This window comes from Bordetella genomosp. 5, from assembly GCF_002261315.1.
GTDB lineage: Bacteria > Pseudomonadota > Gammaproteobacteria > Burkholderiales > Burkholderiaceae_B > Bordetella.
The window spans coordinates 1-14,118 of record NZ_NEVP01000012.1; the positions used below are offsets into that span (position 1 = coordinate 1).

General features: G+C 65.7%; 15 protein-coding genes and 3 tRNA genes. 14 read left to right on the forward strand and 4 right to left on the reverse strand.

Annotated elements, in window-relative coordinates:
• Positions 1–202: 202 nt before the first annotated feature.
• Positions 203–1,285 carry a UDP-N-acetylmuramate dehydrogenase gene (gene murB, locus CAL25_RS20065; RefSeq protein WP_094803344.1) on the reverse strand — a complete coding sequence of 361 codons (1,083 nt, stop codon included), beginning with the start codon at positions 1,283–1,285 and terminating at the stop codon, positions 203–205.
• Between the two features lie 345 nt (positions 1,286–1,630).
• On the opposite strand from murB, the gene CAL25_RS20070 reads away from it, so the two are divergent.
• The 5 genes from CAL25_RS20070 (at position 1,631) to CAL25_RS20090 (ending at position 3,401) form a co-directional block, all read left to right on the forward strand.
• A tRNA-Gly gene (locus CAL25_RS20070) sits at positions 1,631–1,706 on the forward strand.
• A gap of 100 nt (positions 1,707–1,806) precedes the next feature.
• On the forward strand, positions 1,807–2,439 hold the full coding sequence (locus tag CAL25_RS20075) for a hypothetical protein (RefSeq protein ID WP_094803346.1): 633 nt from the start codon (positions 1,807–1,809) through the stop codon (positions 2,437–2,439).
• A gap of 227 nt (positions 2,440–2,666) precedes the next feature.
• A tRNA-Gly gene (locus tag CAL25_RS20080) sits at positions 2,667–2,742 on the forward strand.
• Between the two features lie 59 nt (positions 2,743–2,801).
• A tRNA-Cys gene (locus tag CAL25_RS20085) sits at positions 2,802–2,875 on the forward strand.
• Between the two features lie 145 nt (positions 2,876–3,020).
• Positions 3,021–3,401, forward strand: a complete 381-nt coding sequence (locus tag CAL25_RS20090) for a DCC1-like thiol-disulfide oxidoreductase family protein (RefSeq protein WP_094803887.1) — start codon at positions 3,021–3,023, stop codon at positions 3,399–3,401.
• A 96-nt stretch (positions 3,402–3,497) separates the two neighbouring features.
• On the opposite strand, the gene ilvA is transcribed toward CAL25_RS20090, so the two are convergent.
• On the reverse strand, positions 3,498–5,090 hold the full coding sequence (gene ilvA, locus CAL25_RS20095) for a threonine ammonia-lyase, biosynthetic (protein ID WP_094803348.1): 1,593 nt from the start codon (positions 5,088–5,090) through the stop codon (positions 3,498–3,500).
• Positions 5,091–5,312: 222 nt separating this feature from the next.
• Here ilvA and CAL25_RS20100 point away from each other — a divergent pair, with 222 nt between their 5' ends.
• The 3 genes from CAL25_RS20100 (at position 5,313) to CAL25_RS20110 (ending at position 6,841) form a co-directional block, all read left to right on the forward strand.
• A complete protein-coding gene (locus CAL25_RS20100; protein ID WP_094803350.1) occupies positions 5,313–5,552 on the forward strand; it encodes a SlyX family protein in 240 nt (79 codons plus the stop codon).
• A 369-nt stretch (positions 5,553–5,921) separates the two neighbouring features.
• Complete coding sequence (locus tag CAL25_RS20105; protein ID WP_249279182.1) at positions 5,922–6,161, forward strand: hypothetical protein; 240 nt, start codon at positions 5,922–5,924, stop codon at positions 6,159–6,161.
• A gap of 86 nt (positions 6,162–6,247) precedes the next feature.
• Positions 6,248–6,841 (forward strand): DUF2946 family protein, encoded by a 594-nt coding sequence (locus CAL25_RS20110; RefSeq protein WP_094803354.1) that lies wholly within the window; start codon positions 6,248–6,250, stop codon positions 6,839–6,841.
• A gap of 164 nt (positions 6,842–7,005) precedes the next feature.
• Here the strand turns inward: CAL25_RS20110 and CAL25_RS20115 are convergent, their stop codons facing one another.
• Positions 7,006–7,416 carry a DoxX family protein gene (locus CAL25_RS20115; RefSeq protein ID WP_094803356.1) on the reverse strand — a complete coding sequence of 137 codons (411 nt, stop codon included), beginning with the start codon at positions 7,414–7,416 and terminating at the stop codon, positions 7,006–7,008.
• Positions 7,417–7,550: 134 nt separating this feature from the next.
• Between CAL25_RS20115 and CAL25_RS20120 the strand changes: the two genes are divergently transcribed.
• From CAL25_RS20120 to CAL25_RS20140, 5 genes are all read left to right on the forward strand, one after another.
• Positions 7,551–8,492, forward strand: a complete 942-nt coding sequence (locus CAL25_RS20120) for a LysR family transcriptional regulator (protein ID WP_170948555.1) — start codon at positions 7,551–7,553, stop codon at positions 8,490–8,492.
• Positions 8,489–9,064 (forward strand): NUDIX hydrolase, encoded by a 576-nt coding sequence (locus tag CAL25_RS20125; RefSeq protein WP_094803358.1) that lies wholly within the window; start codon positions 8,489–8,491, stop codon positions 9,062–9,064. Before CAL25_RS20120 ends, CAL25_RS20125 begins: the two co-directional genes overlap by 4 nt.
• 4 nt (positions 9,065–9,068) lie before the next feature.
• The gene (gene aat, locus CAL25_RS20130) at positions 9,069–9,818 is read left to right on the forward strand and encodes a leucyl/phenylalanyl-tRNA--protein transferase (protein ID WP_094803360.1); all 750 of its coding nucleotides are present in this window, start codon (positions 9,069–9,071) and stop codon (positions 9,816–9,818) included.
• A 152-nt stretch (positions 9,819–9,970) separates the two neighbouring features.
• Positions 9,971–10,711: an arginyltransferase gene (locus CAL25_RS20135; RefSeq protein ID WP_094803362.1), complete on the forward strand. Its 741-nt coding sequence runs from the start codon at positions 9,971–9,973 to the stop codon at positions 10,709–10,711.
• Positions 10,712–10,768: 57 nt separating this feature from the next.
• Positions 10,769–11,812 carry a quinone-dependent dihydroorotate dehydrogenase gene (locus CAL25_RS20140; RefSeq protein ID WP_094803364.1) on the forward strand — a complete coding sequence of 348 codons (1,044 nt, stop codon included), beginning with the start codon at positions 10,769–10,771 and terminating at the stop codon, positions 11,810–11,812.
• 237 nt (positions 11,813–12,049) lie between these two features.
• On the opposite strand, the gene phaP is transcribed toward CAL25_RS20140, so the two are convergent.
• Entirely contained in the window at positions 12,050–12,628 is a 579-nt protein-coding gene (phaP, locus tag CAL25_RS20145; protein WP_094803366.1) for a TIGR01841 family phasin, read from the reverse strand.
• 462 nt (positions 12,629–13,090) lie between these two features.
• Between phaP and CAL25_RS20150 the strand changes: the two genes are divergently transcribed.
• Positions 13,091–14,068 (forward strand): tripartite tricarboxylate transporter substrate binding protein BugD, encoded by a 978-nt coding sequence (locus tag CAL25_RS20150; protein WP_094803368.1) that lies wholly within the window; start codon positions 13,091–13,093, stop codon positions 14,066–14,068.
• Positions 14,069–14,118 lie beyond the last annotated feature (50 nt).

Here is a 14,118-nt window from a genome sequence, read left to right on the forward strand (position 1 = left end):
ACAAACTCCGTCTTCTGATCGCTCACGGTAACAGCACTCCAAGGCATGGAACTCTCCCGGGCATCTAGTCCGGAAAAGTGTCACCCATGTCCTCGTACACCTGTTACCTATCTGTCCGGTCCATACACGCTTTTTGTCTTGGGGCGGCCCGGCGACAAAAAAGCGGCCCCGGCCGCTTTTTTGTTGTCTGCTCTGTCGTCGCTCAGGCCGAGGCGCCCTGCACCACCACCGGCTCGGGCTCGAGCGTGACGCCGTAGCGCGACCGCACATCGTCCTGGATCCGGCGGGCGAGTGCCAGGATGTCGGCGGCCTGCGCGCCGCCCCGATTCACGAGCACCAGCGCCTGGCGTTCGTGCACGCCGGCCGCGCCCAGATCGCGGCCCTTCCAGCCGCACTGATCGATCAACCAGCCCGCGGCGAGCTTGTAGCGGCCATCGGGCTGCGCATACGACACCAGGTCGGGAAAGCGCGCCAGCAAGGCCTCGCGCTGCTCGGCGGACACCAGCGGATTCTTGAAGAAACTGCCGGCGTTGCCGATGAGGGCGGGATCCGGCAGCTTGGCGCGGCGGATCTCGCACACCGCATTGAAGATGTCCTGCGCACGCGGACCCGCGCCGTTGGCACTGGCCGCCGCGAGTTGCGGATGGCGCTGCAGATCGGGATAGCCCAGCACCGGGCGCCACGGCCGCGGCAAACGGAATCGCACCGATACGATGATCCAGCGGCCCGCGGGTTCGTGCTTGAAGACGCTATCGCGATAGGCGTAGCGACATTGCGCGGCGTCCATCTCGACCATCCGGCCTTCATGCAGATCCCAGGCCGTCAGGCTGTCGAAGCGATCGGCCAGTTCGACGCCATACGCGCCGATGTTCTGTACCGGACTGGCGCCGACCGTACCGGGGATCAACGCCAGATTCTCGAGCCCATCCCAGCCACTGGCCAGGGTTTGCGCCACGACCTCGTGCCAGATTTCGCCCGCGGCCGCCTCGACGATCCACGCATCCGGGCGCGCCTGCAACAGACGCAAGCCGCGCAGCGCAACGCGCACGACCAGTCCGTCGACATGACGGGGCAGCACCATATTGCTGCCCCCGCCCAGCACCAGCACCGAGGCGAATTGCCGTGCCAGCACCGTGAGCGCGGGCAGCTGGGCAGGGTCGTCCAGCGTGAAGCACGCTCGCGCATCGCAAACGAGGCCTAGCGTATTGCGCGCGGTCAGCGACTGCGGCAGAACCGGCAGCGCGACGGGAGGTTGCGGAGAATCAGACGCGGGGGTTGTTGACATTGATGCTACGAGTTGTGCTATAGTTTCTGTCTTCGCTCAGTTTACTTGATTCAAGTAGCGCGGCTCGGTTGGCCAAGGTTGCGAAACCAAGATTGCCAACCAAGAAGTGACAACCAAGAAGTGGCAACCAGGCGAAGACGTTTGAGAGCAGCGCGCTCGAAAACACATGTTTGATGCAAACCATCCCGACACGGCGCAAGCCACGCCAGGATGCCAAGCAGAAAGGTTCGAACCAAAGAATTTTTCAGCCCAGTTTGCAGATTTAAAAAAACATGTATAATGCGCGTCTTTCGCTGAAACACAAATGCAGCGAAAACAAGCAAGACAGCAGTTTGCAGTACCCATGCGGGAGTAGCTCAGTTGGTAGAGCGCAACCTTGCCAAGGTTGAGGTCGCGAGTTCGAGACTCGTCTCCCGCTCCAAATTCTCAAAAGGCCCAAACTTCGGTTTGGGCCTTTTGTTTTTGCCGCGCGCCTTTGCGGGTCGCGCGCGGTAAGGTGTGCTTTTGACGGAACACGAGGCATGGATTTTGCATTGACGTTGTTGTTGGTGTTTGCCGCGTGGCAGTTCTTGCGCGTGCAATATCAGCGATCGCACATCGCCCTGCTCGGGCGCCACCTGGCCAACCTCCAGCTCGAAAAGCACATGGAGACTCTGACCCAGGGATACGCGCGCGCCATCCGCGAAGAAAGCGAACCGCGCCAGCTTCAGATCCTGGAGACCTTCGCGCCGTCCGAACGCTCGCTGGCATCGCAGGCTCGCGCGCTGGCCAATAGCCTGCGCGACGAAAACCCGCAGGCCACGCGCATGACCGCCCTGTCGTTCTGCGTGCCGTATGCCGAGCGCTTTCTGCCGAACGGCATGCTGCGCGACTTCCGTGTGTTGATCGCGATTCACGCGAACGGCCTGCGTCATGTCGTGGACAATGCCGAGGGCCTCGATCCCAAGGCCCGTGCGTTTCATCTGTCCGCCGAGCTCTACCTGCTGCAGCACAGCTGCCACTGGTTCTGCAAATCGCGCGCGGTCGCGGATGCACGTCTGCTGCTGCGCCATCAGGTCAATCATCGCAAGGTGCTGGAGTCCGTGTCCGAAGTGACGCGCCGCCCTTATCTTGAGTGGCTTCAGGGCCGCGCACCGCGCGCGGACGACGAGTAAATCGCGAGCACGTTCGTTTTTTTGCGTTGTCATGTCGGCAACTTGAACACGAACCAAAAAACCATGTATAATTCTTTTCTTCGCTGATCACGCAGCCCTTGTGAAAACAAAGCGCTCGCGATCCGAAACCCAGCAGGGCATGAACACTTTTTGAGTGTTTACCAACCGCCCTGACGCCTGATTCGCAAGAGTCGCCGGGTTTCTAAAGTGAAGAGCGCAGTAAATCTGCGGGAGTAGCTCAGTTGGTAGAGCGCAACCTTGCCAAGGTTGAGGTCGCGAGTTCGAGACTCGTCTCCCGCTCCAGACATCTAAAAGGGAAGCACCTGGCTCTCGCCTCGCTTCCTTTTTTCTTGTGATCTGCCGGCGCAATGGCAGAGTGGTTATGCAGCGGATTGCAAATCCGTGTACGTCGGTTCGATTCCGGCTTGCGCCTCCAGCTGAACAGGCTGTGACCCGGCAGTGACCCAGTAATGACCCAGGCCCGCTTGATGCGGGCCTTTGTCATTTCTGCGCCAGGCGTTTGCGCTCACCGGTTCCCGATGCGCGGTATGCTGGAATGCCCTGATCCACCGGTGTTCGTGATGCCTCAATCCCGCAACTTCGTGCTGTACGACGGTGACTGCCCGTTCTGCACCAACTACGTCAAACTCCTGCGTCTGCGCCAGGCGGTCGGGCAGGTCGATCTGCTCAATGTGCGCGAACATCCCGAGCTTGCGCGCACCTACGCCGAGCAAGGCTACGACCTCGACAAGGGCATGCTGCTGCATCTGGACGGCCAGGATTACTTCGGCGCCGACTGCATCAATCGGCTGGCGCTGCTGTCCACCGGCAATGATCTCTTCAATCAGTTCAATGCCATGGTGTTCAGCAACGCGTGCCTGTCGCGCGCGCTCTATCCCTTCATGAGCGCGGGTCGCCACCTGGCCCTGCGGGTGCTGGGCCGCAGCCGCTTCACGGCCTGACCTGACGGTCCACTATCGCGCGGACCCCCGCCACTTAAGGCACGGGCGGACGCGCGATAGACCGATGGCGGCCAGGCCGCGCATGCCGGCCGCGCGTCAGCGCACGAACATCCGATAGGCCGGATTGCCGGTCTCGTCCCAATACGGGTAGCCCATCGCGTCGAGCACCTCCGGCAAGCGGTTGCGTTCTTCTGCGGGCACTTGCAGGCCCGCCGCCGCCCTGCCCTCGGCCGCGCCGTGATTGCGGTAATGGAACATCGTGATGTTCCAGCGCCCGCCCAGCTTGCTCAAGAAATCGAACAGCGCGCCCGGCCGCTCGGGAAACTCGAAGCGAAGCACGCGCTCGTCCTCGATGTTGTCGGCCCGGCCGCCCACCATGTGCCGTACGTGCAGCTTGGCGAATTCGTTGTCCGTCAGATCCAGAACCGAAAAGCCCTGATCGCGCAGGCTGGCAAGCAGCGACTCGCGCGGATCACGCTCGGGATGGGTTTGCACGCCCACGAATATCTGCGCGTCGGCGCCCGCGTGATAGCGATAGTTGAACTCGGTGACCTGCCTCGCGCCGAGCGCCGCGCAAAAGGCCCGAAAGCTGCCCGGCCGCTCCGGTATCGTCACGGCGATCAAGGCTTCGCGCTGCTCGCCCAGCGTGGCCCGCTCGGTCACATGACGCAGCCGGTCGAAGTTGATGTTGGCGCCGGAGTCGATGGCGACCAGCACCTCGCCCCGGGCGCCACCCGCTTGCGCATACTTGCGCAGCCCCGCCACCGCCAGTGCGCCGGCGGGCTCGGTGATGGAGCGCGTGTCGTCGTAGATGTCCTTGATGGCCGCGCAGATCTCGTCGGCGCTCACGAGGATCACCTCGTCCACGTAGCGCCGGCACACCTCGAACGGATGCGCGCCGATCTGCGCCACGGCGACACCATCGGCGAAGGCGCCGACGCGATCGAGCACCACGCGCTCACCGGCGGCGAGCGCCGCCTGCAGGCAGTTGGAATCCGCGGGCTCCACGCCGATCACTCTTACGTCGGGCCGCACGTGCTTCACGTAGGCCGCCACGCCCGCGATCAGCCCGCCGCCGCCCACGGGCACGAAGATGGCGTCGATGCGGCCGGGATGCTGACGCAGAATCTCCATGGCCACCGTGCCCTGCCCCGCGATCACATCGGGATCGTCGTAAGGCGGAATGAACACGAGGCCTTGCGCCTGGGCCAGCGCCTGCGCGTGCGCCAGGGCTTCAGGAAAGGCATCGCCGTGCAGCACGGCCTGCGCGCCATGCGACAGCACACCCTGCACCTTGAGCTCGGGCGCGGTGCGCGGCATCACGATCGTGGCCGGAATGCCCAGCCGCCGGGCCGCCAGCGCCAGCCCCTGGGCATGGTTGCCCGCCGACGCGGCGATCACGCCACGCTCCCGTTCCTGCGCACTCAGACTGGCCACGCGGTTGTAGGCGCCGCGCACCTTGAAGGAATACACCGGCTGCAGGTCTTCGCGCTTGAGCAACACCTCGCAGCCCAGCTGACGCGACAGGCGTGCGGCCGGTTGCAGCGGCGTCTGCACGGCAACCTCGTAGACGGGCGCGTTGAGGGTCTTGCGGGCGTAGTACGCGGCCAGGTCCTGTCCGGGATCGGTGGCGAGCGGGGCGGTGGCGGCGGTATGAGGCGCGGCGGGCGCGGCTAGGGTCTCGTACAAGTGGGGCTCCGGTGATTCGACAGCGCCCACGAGACAGAAAAAAAAGAACCCGCCTCGTAGGCGGGTTCTTTGAAATTTGCTGGACTATTTCGTGGCCTGACCCGCCATGTGGATAATGGCGGTAATAATGCTCGAAGCGAGAAAGGTCAGGCGTGCGTCCATGGGTTCAGACAGTAGCGTCTTTCGCCCCCTCCCGTCAAATCCGCTCGCCTGCCCATCACCATGACATCCACCGATACCTCTTCCCCCGACGCGCTGCAGCAGACGCAGGAGCGCCTGACGGAACTCGAGATCAAGTTCAGCTTTGCCGAAGACTTGCTCGACAGTCTGAACACGATCATCGCGCGCCAACAGCAGCAGATCGAAGCGCTGGCGCGCGAAGTGCACGACCTGCGCGAGCAGGGCCGCAATGCCCCGTCGGCACCGCGCAGCCTGCTCGACGAAGTGCCGCCGCACTATTGAAAAGGCGGCGCGGCGAGCGGCGCGCGGCGAGCGGCGCGCGGCGCGTGCCGCTCCAACACGCCGGCCTGTGCTGGCGAGCATGGCGCGCAGCGTGCGGCGAATGGCAAGTCGTGAGCGGCGAGCCGCGGCGAAAGATGTTGCACGCACCACGCGCCTCCCTAGTGGCAGTCGCGGCATTCTCTGCATATCGTTACCCTTGCGCACGCTTGCGTACCCATGGCCTCGGACCGGGTTGCTACCTTACGAACCGTTGACAACTCTGCGTGCCTGTCGGGCGCCTTAGCCTCCATGCCGATCGCGACGCCTTTGCGAACCCATCTGGGCCGAGCCCTTGCCACCCTCACCCTGAGCTGTGTCCCGCTGGCTGCCATGGCCGACCATGACGACCGTCATCGTCACCGCCACCATCATCATGGCGAGTACAAGGACAAGTACTGGGATGGACAGTGCAAGGTCGAGCGCAAATGGAAGAAGAACGGGCGCTACGAAGAGAAGCGCAAGTGTCGCCCGTCGTATGCCTACCCGCAGGCGGCCTATCCGCAGCCGCACTACGTGGCGCCGGGCGAGCCCGCCATCATCATCTCGCCCTCCATCGTCATTCGCCCCTGAACATCGCCGCGCGTCCGCGCGCAGCGCCCTCTCAACCCGCCGCCGGCGTGAGCCGGTTCGATGCGCAACCCTACGAGTGCTGCCCCATGGATGATGATGTGAAAGCCGCGCTGGTCCGCTGGCCCAACGTGCCCGCCGTCGCGGGCTGGCTTTCGCTCGATGGTCGCGGCCGCTGGCACCTGCATCCGCAAGGCGATGCGGCCGAAGGCGGTCCGGGCGAGTCCATCACGAATACCCAGATCCTCGCCTTCATCGAACGCAACTACGAACACGACGAGCAAGGCCGCTGGTTCTTCCAGAACGGCCCGCAGCGCGTGTACGTGCGCATAGACGCCGCCCCCTACATCCTGCGCGGCGCCGAGCGCGGCGCAGGGCTGCATACGCACACGCGGCGTGAGATCCAGTCGATCCAGGCGTGGTGGCTGGACGAAACCGGTCTGCTCTACGCCAGCACCGACGCCGGACCGGGCGTGATCGAGGATCGCGATCTGGCCGGCGTGATCGACGTGCTGACGCTGGCGGACGGCACCCCGCTGTGGGACCACCTGGAGTCGTCCGCCCCCGACGACGAGGCGCTGCATCTGCGCCATCCCGCCTTCGCCGAGCCGGCGCCGCTCTTGACGGTGGCACGCTCAGCCTTGCCGGCAAGGCTGGGCTTCGTGGCACAGCCCACGGTCTAGCGCCCTTACCTCACCGGCACCGCATCTCGCCGTCGCCCTGTGCGACAGGGCCCGGCCGGCCCGCCGGACAACGCGTCGGCGCGACGTGTGCTGCGGGAGAACGCGTCGTCACGACGCGGGCTGCGGGATAACGCGTCGGCGCGACGCGCGGTGCGGTAGAAGCGTCAGCGCGTCGCGCGGCGCTGGCTGCCAAGCAGCACGAACTTGCCGTCGCCCAGCAGGGCAAGCGCAGCCGCGGCCACGGCCAGGAACACCGGATATTCCCAACCGCCGCCCGTCGAGGCAAAGCCCCAGCCATTGCCGAAGTGCACGCTGGCCGCGGCCAGCAGTTGCACCGCCGCGATCGCCGCGACCCAGCGCGGCAGCACGCCGATGATGAGAAACAGACCGCCCACGATCTCGAAGGCGGTGACCGGGTAGGCGAGCCACCCCGGGAAGCCCACGCTGGCGAAAAACTTCGCGGTGCCGGGTAGCGTGAACACCATCAGCTTGGTCAGGCCGTGCGCCAGGTACATCACGCCCAGGGCGAGACGCAGCAGCAAGGCGGCGTACGGGGCGGTGCGGGTATCGATCATTTTGTTATCTCCAATTCGGAACCGAAAAACATCGCGGATACGCGATGGCGGCATTCTGTCGGTTCCTAAAATCAAGATAAACATGCAGAATTGCAAATAATTATTCCCCGAATTGAAACAAAGCTGGAGCGCTCATGGATACGGTCACCGCCATGCAGACCTTCGCCAAGGTCATCGAACTGGGGTCGTTCGCCGCCGCCGCCGAAAAAGCCGGACTTGCCCGGTCGGTGGTGACCCGGCAGATCGCTTACCTGGAGCAGAAGTACGGCGTGCGCCTGCTCAATCGCACGACGCGCAAACTCAGCCTGACCGACGCCGGCCGGGCCTTTCTCGAGCGCATCCGCCCGATCCTGGGGGACCTCGCAGAGCTCGATCTGGCCCTGCAGGTTCAGGGCCGTCAGCCCACCGGGCGCCTGCGTGTGAGCGCGCCCGTGTCGTTCGGGGTGCTCAACCTCGGGCCGGCCATCGCCGAGTATCTGGCGGCGTATCCGCAGGTCGTGATCGATCTCGACCTGAACGACCGCGTGGTGGATCTGGTCGAAGACGGCTTCGACGTGGCGGTGCGGATCGGGCCGCAGCAGGACTCCTCGCTGGTGGCGCGCCCGCTGGCCCCCCAGCAACTCGTGGTGTGCGCTGCGCCCGCCTATCTCGAGCGGCACGGCACGCCGCGCGAGCCCGAGGCCCTGCGCCAGCATCGCTGCCTGCACTACAGCTACGCCAGCACCGGCAACGACTGGCATTTCGAACGCGACGGTCACACGCATGTGATCCGCATCGCGCCCGCCTTCCGCGCCAATAATGGCGATGTCCTGCGCACCGCGGCGCTGGCCGGGCACGGCATCATCCTGCAGCCCGATTTTCTGGTGGGCGACGACGTGCGCGCGGGCCGGCTCGTGCCGCTGCTCACCGAGTATCGGCACACCCCGCTGACGATGGTGGCGGTGTATCCGCATCGCCGCCTGCTCTCGCCCAAGGTGCGGTCCTTCGTCGAACATCTGGAGCGGCGCTTCGGTGGCGCGCAGCCCGGCGTCAGGCCCTCCCGCGCCGGCGTGCAACCGGTAGAATCAGATTCATGACTTCGCCCATTCGCTACTTCCCCGCCCCGCGCCGCGCGCGCTTCTGCAGCCAGTGCGGTTCGACCGTCAACCACCGCGTGCCGGAAGACGACAATCGGGAACGCGACGTCTGCGATCACTGCGGCGCCATCCACTATCAGAACCCGCGCATGGTCGTGGGGACCGTGCCGGTGTGGCAGGACCGTATTCTCCTGTGCCGTCGCGCCATCGAGCCGCGCTACGACACCTGGACGCTGCCGGCGGGTTTCATGGAACTCGGCGAAAGCACGGCGCAGGGCGCCGCGCGCGAAACGCTCGAGGAGTCTGGCGCCAAGATCAAGCTGGGCGAGCTCTACACCATCATCGATGTGCCGCAGGTCGAGCAGGTGCATCTGTTCTACCTGGCGGAGTGCCTGAGCGATGAGCTCGATCCGGGCCCCGAAAGCCTGGAGGCGCGCTTTTTCAGCGAGGCCGAGATCCCCTGGGACGAGCTGTCGTTCCGCACCGTGGCCACCACGCTCGAACGCTTCCTGGCCGACCGCCGGGCCGGCGCGCTGCGCACGCACCACTACACCCTCGAATCGCATCGCTGATACCTTGAAGCTGCCCTGGCTCGCCGCCGACACGCCCTTCCCGCCGCCCGAGACGGCGCTCAGCGAACCCGACGGCTTGCTGGCCGCGGGCGGCGAACTCACCGTCACGCGGCTGCGCCAGGCCTATTCCAACGGCATTTTTCCCTGGTATGCCGAGGGTGAGCCCGTGCTCTGGTGGAGCCCGGATCCGCGCATGGTGCTGCCCTGCGCCGACTTCGCGCCCTCGCACAGCCTGCGCAAACTTCTACGCAAGCTCGCGCGCGACGAGCACCCGCATGCCAGTGTGCAGGTGCGCGTCGACACCGCATTCGCCGACGTGATCCTGGCCTGCTCGCAGGCGCGCAAGACCCAGCACGGCACCTGGATCACCCAGGAAGTGCGCAATGCCTACATCGCCTGGCACGCCGCGGGCCAGGCCCACAGTATCGAGACCTGGATCGATGGCAGGCTGGCCGGCGGCCTGTACGGCGTGAGCCTGGGCAAGATGTTTTTCGGCGAATCGATGTTCGCCCGCGTCACCGACGCCTCGAAGATCGCGCTGGCCTACCTGGTGGGCTTTCTGCGCGCGCAGGGCGTGGCCTGGATCGATTGCCAGCAGCAGACCTCGCACCTGGGCAGCCTGGGCGCCGCGCCGATTCCCCGGGCCGCGTTTCTGCGCCATGTGCGCACCGTGGTGCGCGAAGCGGCGCCCGACTGGCATCCCGGCTGGCTCGACGCCGCCGGCCGCCTCCACCCGCTGCCACCGCCCGCCTGAGTCGGCGCCGCTCTCACGCGCCCGCGACGGCACGGCGGCGCTGCCCCCTGCGGTGTGTGTCGTCCGTCCGGCGAACGATGTCAGCGCCCCCGGATCGGCGTTAATATGTTCCGAACCGGTCCCGGCAAATTCGGACCTTTTCGGCAGTCCCGATGAGCCAGCTCAAAGAACTACCTTTCTCCACGCTGCAGTTCTACGCCACGGCGCCCTACCCGTGCAGCTATCTGCCCGGTCGCCAGGCGCGCTCGCAGGTCGCCGCCCCCGGCCACCTGATCAACGCCGGCACGTACTCGCATCTGGTCGAACAGGGCTTTCGCCGCAGCGGCCTCTTCACCTATCGGCCCCATTGCGACAGCTGCCGCGCCTGTATCCCGGTGCGCGTGGATGCCGCGCGCTTCATGCCCAGCCGCAGCCAGCGGCGCGCCTGGCGTGCGCACGATACGCTGCGCCCGCTGGTGGCCGAGCTGGCGTGGTCGCCCGAACACTACGAGCTCTACACCCGTTATCAGCAGGGCCGCCACCCCGGCGGCGGCATGGACGAAGACAGCCGCACGCAGTACGCGCAGTTCCTGCTCACCACACGTGTCAACACGCGTCTGGTCGAGTTCCGCACGCCATCGGGGCACCTGGCCATGGTGTCCATCATCGATGTCCTCGACGACGGCCTGTCGTCGGTCTACACCTTCTATGATCCGGCCCTGCGCGGCAGCCTGGGCACCTACAGCGTCATGTGGCAGATCGAACAATGCCGCACGCTCGAGCTGCCCTGGCTCTATCTCGGCTACTGGATCGGCGCGAGCCAGAAAATGGCCTATAAGGCGGGATTCCGGCCGCTGCAGATGCTGGTCGATGGCGTCTGGCAGGACGACATCGCCGAAATCGCGGGCGCCTGATCCCCGGCGCTGCCGGAGGTGCGCCGCCGTGGCGCCGACACACTACAATTGCGCCTCATGTCTATCCTCTTTCACGCCTACCCCCTGGCCCGCACGGCGTTGTTCGCCATGGATGCGGAAACCGCCCACGAGGTCACCCTTGCCGGCCTGCAGCGCGCCTACGATTGCGGCGCCACGCGCAAGCTGCTGCACGCGCAGCCCGAATCGCCCACCACGCTGATGGGACTGCGGCTGCGCAATCCCGTGGGCCTGGCCGCCGGTCTCGACAAAAACGGCGCCTATATCGATGCGCTGGGCAATCTGGGGTTCGGCTTCGTCGAGGTGGGCACGGTCACGCCGCGGGCCCAGCCGGGCAACCCGAAGCCGCGCATGTTCCGTCTGCCGCGCGCCAATGCGCTGATCAACCGCCTCGGCTTCAACAACCAGGGGCTCGACGCCTTCCTGGCCAACGTGCAGAAGAGCAGCTTCCGCCAGCACGGCGGCATCCTGGGCCTGAACATCGGCAAGAACGCCGACACGCCGATCGAGCGCGCCGCCGACGACTACCTGATCGGGCTCGCGGGCGTGTATCCGCACGCCGACTACATCACGGTCAACATTTCGTCGCCGAACACCAAGAATCTGCGGGCGTTGCAGGGCGGCGACGAGCTGTCGCAACTGCTGGCGCTGTTGCGCGACAAGCGCGCCGAACTCGCCCAGCAGCACCAGCGGCAGGTGCCCCTGGCCGTCAAGATCGCCCCCGACCTGACCCAGGAGCAGATCGACGTGATTGCCGACGCCCTGCTGGCACACGGCGTGGACGGCGTGATCGCCACCAACACCACGCTGGCCCGCGACAAGGTCGCGGGACAGCCGCATGCCGACGAAGCGGGCGGCCTGTCGGGCGCCCCGGTGCACGAGCTGTCGCTGGCCGTGATCGCGCGCCTGCGCGAGCGGATCGGCACGGCGATGTCCATCATCGGCGTGGGCGGCATCCTGTCGGGCCAGCAGGCCCGCGAAAAACTCGCGGCGGGCGCCGACGCGGTGCAGCTCTACACCGGCCTGATCTATCGGGGTCCGGCCCTCGTCGGCGAGTGTGTCGGCGCGCTGGCCAGACGCTGAGCCCCGGCTCCGTGCCGCCAAACGAACAGCACCCCTGGGGTGCTGTTTTTCATTGTGCCGTTTCGTTCAGACGAGGCATAAAAAAAGGCCACCCGAAGGTGGCCCTAATTCCAGCTCTGCTCTGTCACTCAACGGTACTACAGACTCCGGGTCGGTCGCAACCTCCCCGGCGACCGGGCCTTCGCACGCCCGGGAGACCCCAGGGCGAAGGCCGGTCGGACCGGCTGCCAGGCTGCCTTAGGCGGCGCGGCGGCTACGGCCGGCCACTTTGGTGGCGGCGTCGGCGGCGTCGGTCGCGGCCTTGAACGTCGCGTTGGCGGCGGCGTTCAGGTTCGACTCGGCCACTTCGGCGGCTTGCTTGGCGGCCTTGCTCAGCGAGTCGTAGGCGCTATTGGCGGTGGCCAGCGACGACTTCATCAGGGCAACGGCGCTCTCGGAGCCGGTGGGCGCATTCTTGGAGAATTGCTCGACGGCTTCGGTCAGTTGCTGCTGGCCTTCGGCGATGTGCGCCTCGGCGAGCTTGGTCAGGTCGGCTTGCACGCCGGCCACGATGTCATACACGTGCTTGCCGTAGGCCAGGGCCTTTTCGGCGCCCGGCTGAACCAGGGTGCTGGCAAACGCGGTGGCGTCCTGCGGATCCTTCAGCTCGACGGCCTGTTGCGACTTCTGGGCGACTTCGTCCAGGGTGGCGCGAACGACCTTCAGGTTCAGGTCGACCAGCTTTTCGAAGCCGCTGAACATCGCCGATTGGGCGGCGACCAGGGATTGCAGGGTGGCTTGCTGGCGGGCCAGCACTTGTTGGGGAATGGCGCTCATCATGTCTCTCCTTCACGGGTGCCGGTTTGGACCGGCGAATAAGGATGATCTAAGACCGAAAGAACTTCGGTTCATCGTGCGCGTCCGGGAAGTACTGCCACCGCAGGCGCGTTTGCTGCATTGCACAATCGATATTCTAGACACTTGATTTTTCGTGTCAAGTAAAAGTTTGTGCGCCGCAACAAGTGACACAAAACGGTCAACTGGCGCTCCCGGGCACGGGCGCCTGCACGTCTCGGACACATTCCCGGCAGGGCCCGTGCGCCTTCCCGGCGCGCCCCCCGCGCAGGCCAAAAACCACCGGGGGAACCGTCCCCGACTTGCTCGGGAATTCCCCGAGGTGACGGAACAGGGTGAGTTCCTTACACTTGGCCCACGTCGAGCCGCCAATAAAAACCATCACAGGCCGGCCATAACTATATAAACCCTCGCAGCCAAAATCCCCCCTGCATTGGAGACTTCATGATCCGTCCTTCACGCTTGCTGTCGGCCCTGTTCGCGGCCGGCGCGCTCACCGCGGCCGCTTCCGCGGTCGCCGAGTACCCTGAGCGTCCCGTCAACATGGTTGTGCCCTTCGCCGCCGGCGGCCCGACGGACAACGTCGCCCGTTCGCTCGCGGAAGCCATGCGCGGCACGCTGGGTCAGACCGTCGTGGTCGAAAACAAGGGCGGTGCCGGCGGCACCATCGGCACCACGCAAGTGGCGCGCGCCCAGCCCGACGGCTACCAGATCCTGCTGATGCACGCGGGCTTCTCCACGGCCCCGTCGCTCTACAAAAACCCCGGCTACGATCCCTACACCAGCTTCGAGCCCATCGGCCTGGTCGTGGACGTGCCCATGACCATCGTCGCGCGCAGCGACCTGCCGCCCAACAACATCAAGGAGTTGGCCGACTACGTCAAAAAGAACAGCGACAAGATCTCGCTGGCCAACGCCGGCATCGGCGCCGCCAGCCATCTGTGCGGCACCATGCTGATCGAAGCGCTGGGCGTGAACCTGCTCACGATCCCGTACAAGGGCACCGCCCCGGCCATGAACGATCTGCTGGGCAAGCAGGTCGACCTGCTGTGCGACCAGACCACCAACACCACGCAGCAGATCAGCGCCGGCGCCGTGAAGGCCTACGCCGTCACCAGCCTGAAGCGCGTGCCGACGCTGCCGAACCTGCCCACGATGGACGAGTCCGGCTACAAGGGCTTCGAAGTCGGTATCTGGCACGGCATGTGGGTTCCGAAGGGCACGCCCAAGCCCGTGGTCGACAAGCTCGTCAAGAGCCTGCAGGCCGGCCTGGCCGATCCGAAGTTCCAGGAACGCATGAAGCAGCTGGGCGCCACCGTGCTCACCGCCGAAGCCAATCCCGAAGGCCTGACCGCCAAGGTCAAGCAACAGGTGCCCCAGTGGGAAGGCCTGTTCAAGAAGGCCGGCGTCGAAAAGCAGTAAACCCGCAACGAAAAAAACTGGTCCTCGGACCAGTTTTTTTTTGCCTGCGT

What these genes read in the sequence shown, in the direction of transcription:
- CAL25_RS20115 (WP_094803356.1), bottom strand. Translation starts at nt 7,416, where the DNA reads ATGATCGATACCCGCACCGCCCCGTACGCCGCCTTGCTGCTGCGTCTC.
- CAL25_RS20110 (WP_094803354.1), top strand. Translation starts at nt 6,248, where the DNA reads ATGGATGATGATGTGAAAGCCGCGCTGGTCCGCTGGCCCAACGTGCCC.
- CAL25_RS20125 (WP_094803358.1), top strand. Translation starts at nt 8,489, where the DNA reads ATGACTTCGCCCATTCGCTACTTCCCCGCCCCGCGCCGCGCGCGCTTC.
- CAL25_RS20100 (WP_094803350.1), top strand. Translation starts at nt 5,313, where the DNA reads ATGACATCCACCGATACCTCTTCCCCCGACGCGCTGCAGCAGACGCAG.
- CAL25_RS20090 (WP_094803887.1), top strand. Translation starts at nt 3,021, where the DNA reads ATGCCTCAATCCCGCAACTTCGTGCTGTACGACGGTGACTGCCCGTTC.
- murB (WP_094803344.1), bottom strand. Translation starts at nt 1,285, where the DNA reads ATGTCAACAACCCCCGCGTCTGATTCTCCGCAACCTCCCGTCGCGCTG.
- CAL25_RS20075 (WP_094803346.1), top strand. Translation starts at nt 1,807, where the DNA reads ATGGATTTTGCATTGACGTTGTTGTTGGTGTTTGCCGCGTGGCAGTTC.
- CAL25_RS20140 (WP_094803364.1), top strand. Translation starts at nt 10,769, where the DNA reads ATGTCTATCCTCTTTCACGCCTACCCCCTGGCCCGCACGGCGTTGTTC.
- phaP (WP_094803366.1), bottom strand. Translation starts at nt 12,628, where the DNA reads ATGAGCGCCATTCCCCAACAAGTGCTGGCCCGCCAGCAAGCCACCCTG.
- CAL25_RS20150 (WP_094803368.1), top strand. Translation starts at nt 13,091, where the DNA reads ATGATCCGTCCTTCACGCTTGCTGTCGGCCCTGTTCGCGGCCGGCGCG.
- CAL25_RS20135 (WP_094803362.1), top strand. Translation starts at nt 9,971, where the DNA reads ATGAGCCAGCTCAAAGAACTACCTTTCTCCACGCTGCAGTTCTACGCC.
- CAL25_RS20105 (WP_249279182.1), top strand. Translation starts at nt 5,922, where the DNA reads ATGGCCGACCATGACGACCGTCATCGTCACCGCCACCATCATCATGGC.
- CAL25_RS20120 (WP_170948555.1), top strand. Translation starts at nt 7,551, where the DNA reads ATGGATACGGTCACCGCCATGCAGACCTTCGCCAAGGTCATCGAACTG.